A 17,465-nucleotide genomic window follows, 5' to 3' on the forward strand; every position below is an offset into this window, starting at 1 on the left:
CCAAGTCGATAGCAGCCGTAAGACCGATCCCCCTGCCCGACCGACTTCCCGAGGACTTCCCCGATGTCCCGACGCGCCTTCACCGTCTTACTCGTAGCGATGAGCGGCCTGGTCGCCTCCGAGTCCCGGGCTCAGTCGCTGCCGGGAACCAGTCTCTGGGACAACCGGGGCGACGCCGCTTCGGCCATGGTCGCGGGGATCCACCGCTTCGCCGACCGTGAACTCGCGGCCAGTGTGACGCGTCGACAAGCGCACTGGAAGCGAGATTTCCGCTCACCCGAAGCGTATTCCCTGTCGGTCGCCCCCAATCGAGAGCGGTTCCTCCAGCGCATCGGCGCAGTGGGAACTCGGGTCTCGCCCGTCGAGCTCTCGTACGTCTCGACACCCGATTCGCCGGCCAAGGTCGCAGAGGATGCGAAGGTCTCGATCTACGCGGTGCGCTGGTCGGTTTACCCAGGGGTCGACGCCGAAGGTTTACTGCTCGAACCCAAAGGTGCGATCAAGGCCAACGTGATCGCGATGCCTGATTGCGCGATCACACCCGAGCAATTCGTGGGGATCGCCCCCGGTCTGCCCCAGTCGGCTCAAAAAGCAAGGCGCTTCGCACGGGAGGGTTGCCGGGTCCTCGTCCCGACCCTGATCGATCGCTCGGACGAGTTCTCGGGCAATCTCAAGGTCCGAATGACCAACCTTACCCACCGGGAATGGATCTACCGCCAGGCGTACGAGACGGGGCGTCACATCATTGGTTACGAGGTCGACGAAGTCCGCGCCGCGGTGGATTGGTTCACGAGGCCAGGGCAGCCCAAACTGCCCGTGGGAGTGGCCGGAGCGGGCGAAGGAGGTCTCATCGCCTTCTATGCCGCGGCTGCCGATCCCAGAATCGATGAGGCGCTGGTCGAGAGCTATTTCGAGCCTCGCGAGTCGGTCTGGGCCGAACCGATCTATCGCAACGTCTGGGGCTTGCTCGAAGAGTTCGGCGACGCCGAAATCGCCAGCCTGATCGCACCTCGCGCACTAATCATCGAGGACTCCCCGGCGGATTCGCAAGAGAACCCGTTGGCCCCTGCCGTCGCCGGCCCACCCCCGGCTCGCAACGGCCGGGCCGACGCGGCGAGTGGCCGGATCCGAGCGCCGAAACGCGAGGCCGTCGAGTCGGAAACAAAGCGATGGAAGGAATTGATCGAAGACCTCGCGACGAATCAGCCAGGCTCGATCTTTGCCAGGTCTCACGACGACTTGAAGGACGATCGCTCGGAGTCGATCACTGACGCTCGGCCCCAATTCGACTCACGGGCCCGAATGAAGCGACTCGTGAATCAACTCTCCGAATACACGCAAGCGTTGATCAGGACCTCGGAGCTGCGCCGGTATGCCTATTGGGAGAAGGCCGACACCTCGACTCCCGAGCGTTATAGTAAGGCAATCGAGCCCTATCGCAGGGCATTCCACGAAGAGTTGATCGGCGCGTTCCCCAAGGCCAGCGAGCCGCTCAAGGCCCGAACCATCCAACTCTTCGACGAGCCCAAGTGGACCGGGTACGCCGTCGAGCTACCCGTTTGGCCCGACGTGGTCGCCTCGGGCATTCTCCTACTTCCCAAGGATCTCAAGCCAGGTGAGCGACGGCCGGTGGTTGTCTGCCAGCACGGTCTTGAAGGGCGACCCGAGGATCTGGTCAACCCCAAGCTCAAGAACGTCTACAACGCGTTCGGGGCCCAACTTGCTGACCGCGGCTATATCGTGTATGCGCCTCAAAACCCGTATATCGGCAACGATGGGTTCCGACTCCTTCAGCGCAAGCTCAATCCCCTGAAGCGGGCACTCTTCTCGGTGATCGTGGGGCAGCACGAGCGGACGCTCGAGTGGCTGTCCAGCTTGCCCCAGGTCGATCCCCAGCGCATCGCCTTCTACGGCCTCTCTTACGGCGGCAAAACCGCCATGCGCGTACCGTCGATCCTCACGCAGTATTGTCTCTCAATTTGCTCGGGCGACTTCAACGAGTGGGTGGTCAAGAACACCAACCTTGACAGATCCTACAGCTACATGTTCACAATCGAGTACGACATGTACGAGTTCGGCCTGGCCGAACGTTTCAATTATGCCGAGATGGCGGCCCTGATTGCCCCGCGCCCGTTTCAGGTGGAGCGTGGTCACAAGGACGGAGTGGCGCCTGACGAGTGGATCGGCTACGAGTTCGCCAAGGTCAAACGGCTGTACGATACCCTCGGCCTGGCCGATCTCGTGGACATCACCTACTTCAATGCCGGCCACCAGATCGACGGCAAGGGGACGTTTGCATTCCTGGCCAAGCACCTGAACTGGCCCGACGGTCGGTAACCGTCGGGCCAGGACTTCGGCCTGGATTGGCTCACGAGTCAAACAGCGAACCCGTTTGATCCCATGGCGGGGAGGGATCCCTCGCCAATGCGAGTTAGAGGGATTCCCAAAGTTTGAACAGGCGATCGAGTGCGGCGACCCCTTCCTCGAGGCGATGTCGGTCTTCCTCGTAAAGACCTCCCGTCTCGGTCGGCAATCGTCGCGCGGAGTCGGCGACCTGATCGCGGGCCCCCAGCATCTGGGCATAGAGCCGTTCGAGCGGCGCGCGATTGGGTCCGGCCCCGATGACGGCCAGCTTCTGCCCGGCCTGACTGATCCGAGCTTCACACGACTCGAGCACGCCCTGCCAATGTGCCCGCTCGTGCACATGGACCCGCTGGGGATAAGACGGGTTCTTGAGGGGGCTACGGGGTTGTTCCGCCTTGACGAGCGGATTGGATTCGCCCTCGGACACGGGCTGCGACATGGTCACGGCGTCAGCTCCCAACATCAAACTCGAAAACTCATCGCAACTTCGCCAGAACACCCAAACCAGCTCCATGAGCAGGGATCGTAGGCGTTACGGATCTGGCCATGGTACGGAGCGGCGGGGTGACTGGTCAATCGCTCCGGTCGGCGCGCCGCGGAAAGTCGCCGAGTCCCCACCCGAGGCGAATCCTCTGGACCTCGTCCCTTGTCGGGGGAAATGAGGCCAGATCGAGCCTCATACCGGGGGTTGGTCCAAGTTGGAGAGGAGTCCGCGGTCGGCATTCGAGGGATCGGGCTCGGCCAAGAGGTGGCTCAGGTTCCGGACCTCTTCGCGCATCATTTTGAGGACACGGCTCTTGGCCATGTAGACCGCGGCGAGGCTCATCCCGGTCCGGTCCGCAACGTCCTGCCCGGCCAATCGTTCGTGAACGAGCAGGTGGAAGACATTCCAGGTCTTGAGGTCGACACGTTGCGAGACGCGGGCGGCCGCTTCCCGGAACAGGTCGCGCCGGAGTTCGTGCTCGAGACAACGAGCCAGGTCGGTGCGGGTATCGACCACGGCCAACCAATCAAGCAAGGCGGGATCCCCCGCATCGCGCCCGCGCTGACTGAGCACCTTCAACGCGTCGCGCACCGCATAGTTCGTCAGCGTCTTGAGATAGCCCCGAAAACTGCGTGCCGGGTCGTAGCGAAACGTCGCCATCAGACGCGAGAGCTTGAGGAGGACGGTTTGAGTGACGTCGTCGACGTCGGCGTCCTGCAACCGCCAGGCACGGCACCAGCGACGAATGGCGGGGGCGTAACCCCGGACGAGTTCATTCCAAGCCGCCTCGTCGCGCGGACTGTTTCGCAACCGCTCGAGAAGCAACAGATTGGTTGATTTGAACTGAGCGTCGTCCACCATCCGATCCCCTCACTTCCCAAGTATTTCGAGACTAACGCGAAAAACTTCGGGGAAATTTTCCATTTTCCGCGTTAGGTCTCCGCAAAATCGACGGACTCACTTGCAAACGCACGCATCAGGTCGGCCTGACTCAGGCTTAAGAAGGTTAACCACAATTCGGAGTCGCCGGGACGCGGGTGGAATATTCGTGGCGACTTAGCCACCATCTCATCTTTTCTTTTAATACACACTGGAATTAATGTAATGCTTGCATCTTACTCATCCGAGATCGAAGACGCAAGACTCCATCGACTTTTCCACGCGACCTGTCTGAGCTTGGGCATCGCGTGGAAACTTGCGGTCTCGGTGCTCGCTCTGGCCATCATGACCAGCATCGTGGCGGGGCCGGCCGCCCCGTCCGACCGACTAGCCGCGGACGCTACTCAGCGCCTCAGGGTTAAGGAATATGAGAACCACGTCCGAGTCGCCACTCAGCTACCGGCAGGGCATAACACCCTCCGAGTCGAACTGGTCGACCCTCATGGAACAAAGCACCTCACTTTAACTTACGGAAAAGAGAGACTCATCAGCTCATTCACCAACAATAACCATTTAATGCGTATCGGGTACACCGTAACACACGACGGGGGCGAGGTCTTGAATATCCGAACTCCGGGCGCCGACTACCGTGTCGGCGTGCACGCGACCGGAGATTCCTACGTCCTTGTTGAAGACTCCACCAAAAACAGGACCCCACTTGGCCACCTCCATGTCTCCCCTGAAGGTAAACGAGTGCCAACCAGCGAGAACCCAAATCACCACTGATAGGCGTTGAGGTTCTCACAAGGCCTCAAACGGATCGGCGATCGATTCGAACTGCCCCCATCCGCTGGCAAAGCCGACTCCCACGTAACCCTCATGGCCACCCTCCCCTTCACACTTCGACCATTCCGAAACCGCCCGAAAACGAACGACGGCCGCCTCCGATTGAAATCAACTTAACTCACTCAAAGTCGTTCTTGCATTTAAATTACACCGCAACCAAGAAAACCTGAAAATTTTCAATCACTTGCGTTAGATTTTCCCCGATTCCATCGACCCTTTTGTGAGCCCGCAACACAAATTGGTCGAAGCAGGGAATGACAAGAATGATCCAGATCTGGATCACTGAGGCCGTGCCCCTTGCTTATGCCCAACCTTCGGAGAAGGTCCGCCGACACCGGCGTATCAACGTCTGGAGAAGAACCATCGCTGCGGGCCCATGCTCGACATCGAAATCAAATCGAATTACCCAGGCGCCGGCGATCCTTACAGCGATTTACAGTCGGCTGGCGCTCGGATCGTGGCGACCGAATCACCTGTACGAAGCGCTCGTTATGGCTAGGGCCTGTGACCACGCCTGGATCACAGACCCCGGCGACAACGACGACGGCGGGCTCGACTCGAGGGTAAACTGCTGTAATCAGGAAAAAAGGGAGGCACTTGCATGAATCGCTTATTCGTACCGATCATCGAAAACACGGGGCGTAATCGACTTCTCGACGCGACCCGCATGAGCATAATCATCGCGTGGAGGCTCCTGATTGCCGCTTTTGCACTTGCGATCATCGTGGGCATGTCGGCAAAGCCGGCCCACCTTGCCGAGAGTTCGCCAATGATCGCTTCTCAGCCAATTCGTGTCGTGAAAAACGGAAATTCCTATCACATCTTCACACAACTACCTACTGGCAAAGATTCACTTGAAATTGAACTCATGGACTTTTTCAACAATAAACAAATACATGCTCTTTATTCAAACAAAGGACTACTAAACTCATTTACGCATGTATCAGACAAATTCCTTGTGTCTTACACAACAAGACCAGGGGGTGGAGAAATTGTAAACATCCGAACTCCCGTATCGCTCTACTCTGTCGAGCTTCACAGCAATGGAGAGTCAAAAGTCAACGTCACGGCCTCGACAACCTCCCAGCTTCCTCTGGGAGAGATCAGGGTTTCCCCCGAGGGCAAACGATTACCAGACAGCAAGAATATCGATTCCCGGAGGTAGAGTTCCGAACCTCAGCCACAAGCTGAAGGTATCGAGGTTCGTTTTGACCTTCAGAATCCTTCGTCGGGAGAGATCAACGGGACCGGGCCTCCCCCTTTTTTTCCAGGTGTTATAGGAGTCGTTGATTCGCTACAATTCTGCGGGAACGATGCCCCGCCGAAATGAGCCGGTCCACTCCCGGTTCGCATCCCGTTCGAGGTTCAATCCGCAATGTATCATCTCCGGTCGATCGGACTCCTGGTGTGCCTGGTTTCGATCTCCGCCCAGGCCGCCGAGAAGGTCCCGCTTCCGAAGACGGCTGAAGGCTGGAAAATTGAACTGACGGCCCAAGCTCCGAACATTCTCTTCCCGACGGCAATCGTCACCGCGACCGATGGGACGCTCTACATCGGTCAAGACCCGATGGACATGCCGGGGCCGCCGACCCAGCCGATCGACTCGGTTGTCTCCTTCAAGGACGGCAAGGTCAAGGTGTTCGCCGAGAAACTCTGGAGCGTGATGGGCCTGGAGTGGTTCCAAAACACGCTCTACGTCGTTCACGCACCTTACCTCTCGGCGTTCCGCGACACCGACGGCGACGGCAAGGCCGACTCACGCGTCGACCTCATGACCGGACTCGGTCCCAAGCTCCCCGGCTTCAACGGAATCAACGACCACGTCCCCTCCGGCATACGCCTCGGAATGGACGGATATCTTTATATTGCAATCGGCGACAAGGGAATTCCCAAGGGGGTCGGCAAAGACGGCACGACGATCCAGCTCTTCGGCGGAGGCGTGATCCGGATCCGACCCGACGGAACAGGACTCGAGGTTGTCTCAACCGGCGAGCGTAATCCCTTGTCGGTGGCGCTGAGCGCGACCGACGACGTATTCACCTACGGCAATGACGATGATAGCAAGAAGTGGCCCAACAGCCTGACTCACCATATCGTCGGCGGGCATTACGGCTATCCTTATGAATTCCTCTTGGCTCCGAACCGGGCCTTACCCATCGTGGCTGGGCAGATCGGAGGCTCGGGAGCCCAGGGCCTCTGCTACAACGAGGATGGGCTGCCCTCCTCGTATCGCGGGAACCTGTTCTTCTGCGACTGGGGACTGTCGACCGTCTTTCGATACCAGGTCGAGCGAACCGGCGCTACGTTCCGCCTGAAAGAAAAGACCCCGTTCGTCACGAAAGGCGACCTCGCCGACTTCCGGCCGTTCTCGCTCGCCGTTTCCGCCGACGGTGAGAGCCTCTGGCTGGTCGACTGGGCGTTCAACAGTTGGCTCGCCGACGGTCCGCAGACCGGTCGCCTCTACCACCTGACGTACGAGGGGCCGGACCGTCCCGAGAAGGTTGCAAGGCCACAAGGCGACGACCCCACGGTCCAATTGGCCGCGCTCGATCATCCTGCGCTCGCGGTCCGCCTCGAGTCGCAGCGTCGCCTGGCGCAGCTCGGCGCGAACCAGGTGGGGCCCCTGACCGCCCGGCTCAAGAAGAGCGAACCCGAGCTCGGGCGGCTGCACGCGCTCTGGGCCCTCGACGCCATCGATACCACCGAGGCCCGCGAGGCGATCGGCTCGGTGCTCGCGGACGATCAGGTCGAGGTTCGCCTCCAGGCCGCGCGGCACGCCGGGATTCGTCGCGACCGCAAACTCTTGACTGGGTTGACCTCACTGCTCCGCGACCGCGATCCGGCCGTCCGCCGCGAGGCGGCGATCGCCCTCGGGAAGCTCGGCGATCCAGGTGCGGTGCCTTCGCTGATGGCCGCCCTGGGAGACCCCGACACCGTGACCTCCTGGGCCATCCGGCATGCGATTCGGGAGTTAAAAGCCTGGGATGAGGAGTCGCTCGTTCAGGCCTTGCTTGACGACCAGAGGCGCGATGATACGCTCAAGTTGACCGACGAAGCGTGGGCTTTGCCCGTGGTTCAGGCGCTCGTGAAAGCGTTGACGGCGACCGAATCGAGTGTGATCCGATCTCGGATCGTCTCCACGATTGGCGGCCTCTATCGCCAGTACGCCCCGTGGACGGGCCAATGGTTCGGCACCAACCCACTCGCAGGACAACTCCCTCAAAAGACGGTCGACTGGGACCGAACCGCGATGGCCAACGTCTTGAGGGGCCTGGCGCTCGGTTTGGAAGACCGCGATCCGGCCGTTCGCGCTCAAGCAATTATCGCTTTTCGCACGATCGGTCCCGAGACAGTCCCCTATCTTCGATCGCGCCTGATGAAGGAAACGGACGAGCCGAACCTCAGGGGCCTGATCGAGGCTCTGGGGCTCCTGGGTGATGTGCACGCGTCAACGAACCTGGCAATCATCGCCCAGGATCCGAAGCGGTCGGAGACGATCCGTGGGTCCGCGCTCGACGCCCTGGGCCGATTGGGGGGGGCGCAGGTTCTGCGGGCCCGGCTCTCGTTCGTTTATGATCCGAAGGCCCCCGTCTCACTCATCGCCCGCGCCCTGCCGGAGCTCGGTCGAGAAGGGGTTCTCCCGGCCAACGACGTGGCCGCGTTCCTCGAGCATTCGACGGCCGAGATTCGCCAGGCGGCATTGCTGGCATTCAACCCCAAGCGAAAACTCCCCGAGGAAGTCAGGCAGGCGGTGATCGACCGACTGACCGACAAGTCACCGGAGGTCCGCAAAACGGCCATCGAAGTGCTGGCTCGCTTGAACATCCGCGAGGCGATCCCCCGGCTCCTGGCAATGGCCAACGAGAATCAGGTTTCGGATGAGGCCACGATGGCGCTGGCTGTGATGCCCGATCCGCAAGCTCTACCGATCTACCTCGCCGCTATTCAGAATCGAAATCCCGAACTTCGTCGCGCAGGGGAAACCGCTCTCCTGGCGATCCGCGACCGTGTGGCTGGCGACCTGACCAAGTCACTGCAATCCGGCAAGCTCAACGGTCCCGCAACCATGTCGCTGGAGCGTGTGCTCGCTCGCTTCCAACCGATCGCCGATTGGCGCGTGATCGGCCCGTTCCCCCGGACGACCGCTCAGGTTTTCGTCTCCGAGACGGCGATCGATTTCTCTCGGTCACACACCGGCGCAGCGGGACAGACCATCGCCTGGACCCCTCGCAAGGCCGAGCCCGTGACAGGACGAGTCCCCCTCAACGACTTCAAGAAGGGGGCGGGAGATCGGGGTGGGTTCGGTTACGATACCAATGGCTCTCCCAACCTCTGTGCCTTCGCCTACGCCGAAGTGCCCTCCGACCGCGATCGCACCGCACTCTTGCTGGTCGGGTCCAGCGGCCCGATTACCCTGACAATCAACGAACGCGTCGTCCATAGCGAGAGCAGTCAGGCTGGTCGTCCTTACTCGCCAGACTCCGACCTCGTGAGAGTGGAGCTCAAGAAGGGGCAGAACCGAGTCCTGGTCGTCTCGCGTCAAGGCATCGGCGCCTGGTCATTCAGCGTGCGGATTTCCGAACCGTCCTCAATTTCCCTGGCCGCCCGACCCGAAGCGAACACACCCGAGCGATTGCAGGCCTTTGCACTTTCTCATGACGGTGATTCCAGGAAGGGAGAGTCGCTCTTCTTCGATCCCAAGGGCATCGGCTGTGTCAAGTGCCACTCCGCGGCCGGTCAAGGGATGGCGAATGCGGGACCCGACCTGACTGGCCTGGCGCTCAAGTATGATAAAGCCGAGATCATCCGCTCGGTCCTCGAGCCGTCAAATCGGCTCGCCACCGGCTATCAACCGGTTCTCCTCTCGATGCAGGACGGTAAAGTCCTGACCGGACTCGTTCGCTCAGAATCCGAGACCGAGATCGAACTGGTCGATGTCAATACCAAAGTCACCCGCATCTCGAAGAATCAGGTCGAGGAGCGTCGAGTCAGCGACGTTTCGCTGATGCCCAAAGGCCTGGCCGACACCCTCTCCCCGGTAGAATTCGCCGACCTGATCAGCTTCCTTCAAACCCTGAAATCGGCCCCGGCCTCCCCCGCCGCACCTTGACCCCAAGGCCGGCGTCCTTTGGCAAACCTCAGGTCACCGTTTCGCATCCATAACACTGGAATCGAAGCGGTCTACCTGAGGTGAGGTGCCGTCATCCGACCCCGGGCTCACGCAGTCACTTGCCTCGGGGTTCAACTGGCTTGAGCGGACTCCAGGCCGGTAGGGTCGCGCGAATCTCGAACGTCTCGCCGCGGTCGGTCTCGACCGTGCGCGAGTCGCCCGGTGATACCCAGCGCAGGCCGTCGCGATCGTTCAGGCTGACAGACCGAGCCGGCAGGTTGCTAAATCGGAATCGCCCCTGCTCGTCGGTTTTCCCCTCGGCCTCAAATGCGTATCGTTCGCCCGCGCGCCATTGGGGCATGTGGGCGTAAATCTCGACTCCCGGAATCGGCCATCCCGTCGCCGCGTCCAGGATGCGGCCCTCCACCACCTGGCCAAAGGCCAAGCGGATCTCGACCGGCGGACCTCCCGGATTCAGCGTCTCTTCGGCCGGCTGGTACTCCTTACGGAGGTCGAGGGCGGCACGGTAGGGACCGAACTCGGAACTGAGGTTATCGAACTGGAACCGGCCCTCACGATCGGTCAGCGTGGGCGGGTCCCACGTCGTCCTCGCCTGAGAATGATCCAGTTTCAGCGTAACCGGCAGTCCTCGGATCGGCCGACCATCCGGGCCGATGACCCGCCCCGAGGCTGCGACCGGCTTCGCCAACCGAATCTCGATGCGCTCGACCGCATTTGTGCCATCGAGTTTGACCGGGCGGCTGATCTGAGTGTTATGACCTTGAGACGCGACAACAACGTAGGTGCCACCGATCGGCAACGGGGAAAGAAAGAAGCGGCCCTGGATAGCGACGACGGACTGAGATCGCGCTGGGTGTACCCCCTTCAGGTCCCCCGGCATCTCGGCCGTGACGTATCCGACAGAGACTCTCTGGTCAATCGGGTGCCCGTCAGCATCGAGCACCTGGCCGACGATCGCCCCGGCCGGCACGCCCCGTACCTCGACCTCCTTCGGCTCGTCTCCCGCCTCAACCTCGAAGCTCCCACTCGGGAACCAGTAGCCCACTACCCCCTGCGACTCGTAATGAACGGAGCCCGGAACCGGGGCATCGAACTCTACTTTCCCCTCCTCGATCGGCAAACTGCGACTGCCGGTGGCCGGTGACCCGGCCGCTCGGGACGCCGCAAGGACCTGGACTGATCCCGACGGTTGGACCGCCCCATCGGGCGTACTGATCCGAAGCACGATTCTACGCTTACTTATACTTATTAAAGCAATCGGTTGAGTCAGGTCGATCGTCACCGAATCCACCGGCCGCTCCACGACCAGCCGCCGGCTCTCTTTTCCGGCCGACAAGGTCGCCTCGCCCGGCAAAAGACCCTTGATGAGAAACGAGCCACCGCCGTCTGTCGCCTCGACGGGCACGCTCCAGAAGAGGTCCTGAGATTGCTGTCCACGCTGGAGATCAGGAATGATCACCGTCTGGCGAACCCGGACGACCGGCTTACCACCGCTCCGATCGAGGGGGGCAAGATCGCCCCGGATCGTGCCGGCGATCGTGCGATCGCGATCGACACTCCAGCGCAAGCCGGCCTGGCCGGACTCGACGCCCATCACGATCGAACGACCATGAGCGTCCGACTCGATGACAAACGCATAGGTCTTCTCCTCTTCAAGTCGATCGAGCGTGAAACGTCCGGCCGAATCCGTGGTGGCAATCGGGGGACCGATACCGGCGTGCCCCCAACTACCTGTTGGCCCGTTTTCAAAAAAGGTCTTGATGCGAGCCCCCGCGATCGGTTCACCGTCGTGCGTCACAACGACACCACGGGTCGGCTCCGCATGGGTGATGGTCAACTTCGTCTCGACATCCGGTTTGAACATCACGCGATCCGCGGAGAATGGCTGAAATCCGGGTCCGTCAATGCTCACCCGATAGGGGCGTCGCGACGCATGCGGGATGGTGGCGATGCCCGCATCGTCGGTGCCCCAGCCCTCGCTGCTGTACAACGAGCCCCCTTCTATGATCAGGCCTCCTTTGACCCGTATGCCGGCGACTGGCGCACCCCGCTCGTCCACCACGCGGACCCGCGCGGGGAATCCTACATCGAGTTGAACGTTGATCCCCTCAACAGTCTGACCTCGCCGCGTGACGAAGGGGCCGACAAAGGTGGGGGCATAGTCTTCGGGTTCGAGAGAGAGGTATGTCGAGCCCGCGGCGTTCGACTCGAACGAGAAGGACTCTTTGAGGGGATTTACCGCAGCCGAGTTCGAGAAGTTCCGCGATCGCGTAATGATGGAGGCGTTGATTGGCTTGCGCAGGGGCGAGCCATCGGGGGTGCGGATCGTCCCCTTGATCGTGACCTTGCCCTGGCCCTCTCCCGCTGGCTCCAGGTCCAGCGGTGCGTAATCGGCCTGTGCAACCTTCAGCCGCTCGAGCCTTTCGGCGGGGGCAAGTACCTGGGCGGCCAGTTTGACGGCGACCCGAGTTCCTCGATGCAAACCGAACAGAGCCAGAGGCCCAACCGACAGCAGGACAAGAAGCCCGCCCCAAGAGATCCGTGCCCGAGGCCGTTCGCCGGGCCGCAGAATGCGGAGGATCCGCTCGCGCAACGGGGACAGATGCCGCGGGCCACCCCAGGCAACAGCGACCGCGTGCGGCGCCGCCGTTGAGCTGCGCTCGGCCCAGCCGGCCAGGGCCCGCGAGTAGTCGAGGGGCCGGCCGGTCAAGGCCACGGCCGCCGCGTCGCAGCAGGCCTCACGCTCAATCCGAACCTGCCGGCCCAACCACCAGACGACCGGGTTGAAGAAGAGGAGCGATTCGACAAGCAACTGGACCAGGTTCCAGAGGTAGTCTCGCCGTCGAATGTGCTCGAGCTCATGAGCAAGGATCGCCCGCAACTCGTCGGCCTGCAGGCCGGTCATGAAGGCGAGCGGGAGCACGATGGTCGGCCAGACCAAGCCCAGCACGCACGGCCCGAGTTTAGCTTCGCAAGAAACCACTTGAATATGGCAGCGAATGCCGATTTCACGTCGAAGGCGTTCCACCAGGTCGAGGAGATCCCGATCCTGGACCCGCGGCCCGCGCGTCAGGCGGACGGCCGCCAATGCCGAGCCGGTCGTACGCGCCAGCATGATGAGCACGCCCGCCAGCCAGCCCAAAGCCGCCACCGGCACCCAACCGACGTGCCTTGGTGTGAACTCCGCAGACGCCTCTCCTTTGATGGCGGGCGGGGACTGCGGGAGTACCGAGCGATCCCCGACGACCGCGAACGGGGCGTGACGAACGGGCAGAGGCCGCGGCGGCTGGGATTCGAGGACGGCCCAGGTCGCCAGGCCGGTAAACAACACCCCGAACTGAGTGGCCAGCGCCAGGAGATAACGTGCTTCGGGATGGCGAACCGAGACTCGACGCAACGCAGCGACCAGAAGGAGTGCCAGCACCGCGCCTTGCCAGAGCGTATGCGAGAGTGCGAAGACGAGGTGTCGCCAGGCCGGTTGCTCAAAGAGATCAAGGGCGTTCATGGGGCCTTCTCCTCCGGGGCCACCTTCCGCTCCGCATCCTGAATCACCTGGCGAATCTGCGCGAGCTCTTCCGCATCGAGCTTCGATCCGTCGAGCAGGGATTGCAAGGCACGCGCCGGGCTGCCGCCAAAGACGTTGCGCAACAGGTCACGCATCATCGGCCTCAAGACCTGCCCACGCTTCACCAAGGAGTGATAGACGTGGGACTGGCCCTGCTGCGAGTGCCCGACCAGGCCCTTCTTCTCCATCACCTGCAACACCGAAAGGACCGTCGTATAGGCGCGGTCCTTCCCATCGGGGAGCGCCTCCTGCACCTCCCGCACTAACAACGGACCCCGGTCCCAGAGCACCGCGAGCACCTGCAATTCCAGCTCTGACGGTCGTATGGACTTCATCAATGCTCCCCCTCGCCTGGCTACTATGACTCCAGTATCTACTAGACTCACAGTAGGGTCAAGCGGCAAGGGGCGATTGAGAGAGACGATTTTTCCGCAAAAGATGAGCTGATCCGCTCGTGGTGTTGGCGAGTCAGAAAAGCCAATCACGCATTACGCATCCCGAATGAGGCATGCGTTCCGATCGATGTTGGTTCCACCTTCAAGATCGATTCATCATCACTGCAAGCTTCAGCGACAGACGGGCGACCGTCAGAACGAACCCCAGGCATTCGACGATCGCCCCGCAGGGTTCATAAAAATGTCTTACATGAACTCTTCTGCGTTTAGAGGTTTGTGCCCTTGGCAAAGAACGATTGCTCGGTCGACTCTGCGACAAACTCGTTCATTGCTAAGAATTCGATATCTTGAATCCAATCACATTCAAAAACGATTCCGCAAAACGATGTCGAGTCAAGAAGGTGGCCGGTGCCCGCCCAACTAGCCCCCTGCGGACCGCCAGCGTTCGACGAAGCGGCGGTAATCGTCGGGTGTATCGATTCCGACGCTCGGTTCATCGACGAGGCCGACAGCAATGCGATGGCCGGCTTCGAGGACACGGAGTTGCTCCAGTTTTTCGATCTTTTCGAGGGGCGAAGGGGGGAGTGTCGCCAGTCGCAGTAAGAAATCACGGCGATAGGCGTAGAGACCGAGATGGAGATAGGCCAATGGGAATGATGAGGAGAAGTCGGGCCGACCGTCGCGATGATAAGGGATCGGGCTGCGCGAGAAGTAGAGGGCCTGCCCCGCGGCGCTACAGACGACTTTGACACACGATGGGTCCAGATAATCCGCCTCGGACCGGATCGGAGTGGCGAGGGTAGCCATTGAGGCTTCGGGGTCGTTCTCGAGCAGTGCGATCACAAGGTCGAGAGCGTGAGGAGAAATCTCTGGCTCATCGCCTTGGAGGTTGACGACGATTCCCGCCTCGGGCAATCCCTCGGCCACCTCGGCGACACGGTCGGTGCCGCTCGGGTGATCGGCGCGAGTCATCGCGCACTCTCCTCCGAAGGCGGCGACCGCCTCGGCGATGGCACGATCATCGGTTGCAACGATGATCCGATCCAGGCGGGTTGCGCGGCGTGCGGCCTCAACCACGTGCTGAATCAGGGGTCGTCCTGTTTCGGATAAAAGGGGTTTGCCGGGCAGTCGGGTTGAAGCGAAGCGAGCCGGGATTACAGCAACTATTTCCATGTTTCGACGAAAACTCCCTCCGGTCTTCTTCCGATACAAGGGGCACTGAAGGACAGTCGCCTTCGAATGAGTGCATCAACAGGAACGTTCACTATAGCCGAGCCCGACTCTCTGGCAACTGGAGGGATCCAATTCGCTCAGGGAGTCGAACCCCATCGGGACGGATCTTCGAGGGGTGCCCGGCCGGACCCATGCCGCAAGATGCAGCGTGGCCTGGTGTGTCTCAGTCGTTGGAGGAATCTCGCCGGACGAATGTTGGACAATGATGTCTGATGCTCCCCAGCAGACTGCTCGTCGGAAGAATCACGACCGTCGCAATTGATTCAATGAGAAGCCCGCGGGCACTCTGATTTACGGTTGCGTGCGGAATGGGATTCAACACTCTCGGGGCTCCCGTTCATCGCCGGTCGATGGCGGACCTGAATGGTTCGTCCCTGCGTCTACTGAACGGTCCGTCGCCTTCAACTATTGCTTGCGCTCTGCCTATTTAGGGGTTGTTGATTTGACCCCGGTAGCCGCGTCATGGACCCCGCTTCCACAAGCCAAGGGACCGTGATGCGCCATGGAAGGGGGGCGTTCACTATCGAATTGCGGGGCGGCCATAGCCAATGGTTTGGCGGTCGTCTGGGGAGGTTGAATACATGGGGTGGATCCGCAAGACCCGTCGCCCGGATCGCAGTCAGAGTAAGCCAGAGATCGAAGCGCTGGAGGTACGGACCCTTTTATCGGCGACTCCTCGGTTCCACAAATCCCATCTTTTCCAGCAACATCAGCAGCATAAACATCAGCAGCTGACACGTGCTCGGCAGATTGCAGCGTTTCACAATAAGCAGGCGGATCCGTCACAAATCGCAACGCCCCACATCACCACCTCGGCGTTGAGCAACGCAGCGATTTCGAATTCCGACAGTCTGGTGGGTGCATCCCAGGCGCGGGCTCAATTCGGCGTCGACGGATCCGGAATGACGGTCGCCGTGATCGACTCCGGGGTGAACTATAACCATTCCGCGTTGGGGGGTGGTTTCGGCCCAGGACACAAGGTCGTTGCGGGGTTCGACTTCTCCAACAATAGCTCCGACCCCATGCCATCGGGCAGCTCGCACGGGACCGCCGTGGCGGGCATCATTGCCTCGAACGATAAGGCGAATCCGGGAGTCGCCCCCGGCGCCGATATCGTTGCGCTTCGAGTCTTCGGCAATGACGGCAAGAGCGATTTCAACCGTGTGGGTGATGCGCTTCAGTGGGTGATCGATCACCACAGCGAACATAACATCACAGCTGTCAATATTTCTTTATCTGATGGCAACAACTACGCGCAAAACTGGTTTGCCCGTGATGGTGGCGTCGGCCAACGAATTACCAACTTGGTTGGAACGCTCGAAACGCTCAAAATTCCCGTGATCACGGCGACCGGCAACAGCTTCAGGGGTGCCCAGGGAGAAGGCTTCACCGCGATCATCCCCGATACCATCAGCGTAACCGCTACCGACTCGTCGGATCAGCTTGTGTCCAATGCCCAGCGGCTGGGCGCGGCAATCGGCGGTGTCGCGGCCACGGATATTGCCGCCCCCGGCAAAGGGATCCTCGCCCCCACCAATGGCAGCGGGTTCTCGAGCGGCGACGGAACCAGCTTTGCCGCCCCTCAGGTCACCGGCGCGGTCGTCTTGCTCCAGCAGATTTACGCGAAGCGCTTTAACACCCTGCCCACGGTCGACCAGCTCGAAGGCTGGATCAAGCAAGGGTCCGATCCGGTCTCCGACCCCGCAACCGGAATCAACATCGGCAGGCTCGATATCCCCAAAGCCGCCGGCCTGATCCCCTCGCCGCCGGGACAGCCTAATCTCCAACCGCAGGAGTTGGCTCCAACGCCAACGCCAACGCCAACGCCAACGCCCGCACCGACTCCGACGCCGACACCCGCTCCAACGCCGAAGCCGACTCCAGCCCCCACGCCGACTCCGACACCGGCCCCCACTCCGACACCGACACCGACGCCGACTCCGACACCGGCCCCACGCCGACACCGACGCCGGCCCCACGCCGACACCGACTCCGGCCCCAACGCCGACACCGACTCCGGCCCCAACGCCGACACCGACGCCGACGCCGGCCCCAACGCCGACACCGACGCCGGCCCCAACGCCGACACCGACGCCGGCCCCAACGCCGACACCGACGCCGGCCCCAACGCCGACACCGACGCCGGCCCCCACGCCGAAGCCGACACCGGCCCCCACGCCGACGCCAACACCGGCCCCCACGCCGACACCGATCCCCGATTCTTCTCAGGGATCGAACTCATCGGGCGGCATCTCAATTTTTGTGGATGGTCGGCTATTGACCAACCAGAGTGCCGACAAGTTGGCAGGCTTGTTCTCCACCACATTCTCCAGTAGCCCGTCGGGCAAAAACTCGATCCGTCTCTGGGGAGCGAACGGGAAAGCCGTGCAGCTCGGTGAAACGCGTACGACCGGCAAAATCAAGAAATCCGACGCAGGCGAGCCTGTCACGCCTTCGCTTCCGACTCCATCTGGACCACTGCACTCCGCTCGACGGTCGGCGTTTGCCCGATTCCGAAAGATCCGTTAGAATCAACCACGAGTGAGTCGTCCGCGATTCGCGACGATA

The 17,465-nt window shown here is 61.5% G+C and carries 10 protein-coding genes; 5 read left to right on the forward strand and 5 right to left on the reverse strand.

Going from position 1 to position 17,465, the window contains the following annotated elements:
• Nucleotides 1-63: 63 nt before the first annotated feature.
• Nucleotides 64-2,337, forward strand: a complete 2,274-nt coding sequence (locus V5E97_RS18425; protein WP_406700744.1) for an alpha/beta hydrolase family protein — start codon at nt 64-66, stop codon at nt 2,335-2,337.
• A 94-nt stretch (nt 2,338-2,431) separates the two neighbouring features.
• Here the strand turns inward: V5E97_RS18425 and V5E97_RS18430 are convergent, their stop codons facing one another.
• Nucleotides 2,432-2,803, reverse strand: coding sequence for a hypothetical protein (locus V5E97_RS18430; RefSeq protein ID WP_406701183.1), 372 nt, complete (start codon nt 2,801-2,803; stop codon nt 2,432-2,434).
• Between the two features lie 237 nt (nt 2,804-3,040).
• The gene (locus tag V5E97_RS18435) at nt 3,041-3,709 is read right to left on the reverse strand and encodes an RNA polymerase sigma factor (RefSeq protein WP_406700745.1); all 669 of its coding nucleotides are present in this window, start codon (nt 3,707-3,709) and stop codon (nt 3,041-3,043) included.
• Nucleotides 3,710-3,952: 243 nt separating this feature from the next.
• On the opposite strand from V5E97_RS18435, the gene V5E97_RS18440 reads away from it, so the two are divergent.
• The 3 genes from V5E97_RS18440 to V5E97_RS18450 all read left to right on the forward strand — a co-directional run bounded on the left by V5E97_RS18440 (nt 3,953) and on the right by V5E97_RS18450 (nt 9,683).
• Nucleotides 3,953-4,513, forward strand: a complete 561-nt coding sequence (locus V5E97_RS18440; protein ID WP_406700746.1) for a hypothetical protein — start codon at nt 3,953-3,955, stop codon at nt 4,511-4,513.
• A 661-nt stretch (nt 4,514-5,174) separates the two neighbouring features.
• Nucleotides 5,175-5,738: a hypothetical protein gene (locus tag V5E97_RS18445; protein WP_406700747.1), complete on the forward strand. Its 564-nt coding sequence runs from the start codon at nt 5,175-5,177 to the stop codon at nt 5,736-5,738.
• A 210-nt stretch (nt 5,739-5,948) separates the two neighbouring features.
• Nucleotides 5,949-9,683, forward strand: a complete 3,735-nt coding sequence (locus tag V5E97_RS18450; RefSeq protein ID WP_406700748.1) for a HEAT repeat domain-containing protein — start codon at nt 5,949-5,951, stop codon at nt 9,681-9,683.
• A gap of 115 nt (nt 9,684-9,798) precedes the next feature.
• On the opposite strand, the gene V5E97_RS18455 is transcribed toward V5E97_RS18450, so the two are convergent.
• The 3 genes from V5E97_RS18455 to kdsB form a co-directional block, all read right to left on the reverse strand.
• Nucleotides 9,799-13,209: a M56 family metallopeptidase gene (locus tag V5E97_RS18455; RefSeq protein ID WP_406700749.1), complete on the reverse strand. Its 3,411-nt coding sequence runs from the start codon at nt 13,207-13,209 to the stop codon at nt 9,799-9,801.
• Nucleotides 13,206-13,604: a BlaI/MecI/CopY family transcriptional regulator gene (locus V5E97_RS18460; RefSeq protein WP_406700750.1), complete on the reverse strand. Its 399-nt coding sequence runs from the start codon at nt 13,602-13,604 to the stop codon at nt 13,206-13,208. The genes V5E97_RS18455 and V5E97_RS18460 overlap by 4 nt, the downstream gene beginning before the upstream one ends.
• A 480-nt stretch (nt 13,605-14,084) precedes the next feature.
• The gene (gene kdsB / locus V5E97_RS18465) at nt 14,085-14,837 is read right to left on the reverse strand and encodes a 3-deoxy-manno-octulosonate cytidylyltransferase (RefSeq protein ID WP_406700751.1); all 753 of its coding nucleotides are present in this window, start codon (nt 14,835-14,837) and stop codon (nt 14,085-14,087) included.
• A gap of 641 nt (nt 14,838-15,478) precedes the next feature.
• Between kdsB and V5E97_RS18470 the strand changes: the two genes are divergently transcribed.
• Nucleotides 15,479-17,233, forward strand: a complete 1,755-nt coding sequence (locus tag V5E97_RS18470; RefSeq protein ID WP_406700752.1) for a S8 family peptidase — start codon at nt 15,479-15,481, stop codon at nt 17,231-17,233.
• Nucleotides 17,234-17,465 lie beyond the last annotated feature (232 nt).

The organism is Singulisphaera photorubra, from assembly GCF_045290345.1.
In the GTDB taxonomy this organism is placed as follows: domain Bacteria; phylum Planctomycetota; class Planctomycetia; order Isosphaerales; family Isosphaeraceae; genus Singulisphaera.

Excerpts from the sequence above, each read along its gene's own strand:
- V5E97_RS18435 (WP_406700745.1), bottom strand. The coding sequence starts at position 3,709 with ATGGTGGACGACGCTCAGTTCAAATCAACCAATCTGTTGCTTCTCGAG.
- V5E97_RS18460 (WP_406700750.1), bottom strand. The coding sequence starts at position 13,604 with ATGAAGTCCATACGACCGTCAGAGCTGGAATTGCAGGTGCTCGCGGTG.
- V5E97_RS18430 (WP_406701183.1), bottom strand. The coding sequence starts at position 2,803 with ATGTCGCAGCCCGTGTCCGAGGGCGAATCCAATCCGCTCGTCAAGGCG.
- V5E97_RS18450 (WP_406700748.1), top strand. The coding sequence starts at position 5,949 with ATGTATCATCTCCGGTCGATCGGACTCCTGGTGTGCCTGGTTTCGATC.
- V5E97_RS18445 (WP_406700747.1), top strand. The coding sequence starts at position 5,175 with ATGAATCGCTTATTCGTACCGATCATCGAAAACACGGGGCGTAATCGA.
- kdsB (WP_406700751.1), bottom strand. The coding sequence starts at position 14,837 with ATGGAAATAGTTGCTGTAATCCCGGCTCGCTTCGCTTCAACCCGACTG.
- V5E97_RS18455 (WP_406700749.1), bottom strand. The coding sequence starts at position 13,209 with ATGAACGCCCTTGATCTCTTTGAGCAACCGGCCTGGCGACACCTCGTC.
- V5E97_RS18470 (WP_406700752.1), top strand. The coding sequence starts at position 15,479 with ATGGGGTGGATCCGCAAGACCCGTCGCCCGGATCGCAGTCAGAGTAAG.
- V5E97_RS18425 (WP_406700744.1), top strand. The coding sequence starts at position 64 with ATGTCCCGACGCGCCTTCACCGTCTTACTCGTAGCGATGAGCGGCCTG.
- V5E97_RS18440 (WP_406700746.1), top strand. The coding sequence starts at position 3,953 with ATGCTTGCATCTTACTCATCCGAGATCGAAGACGCAAGACTCCATCGA.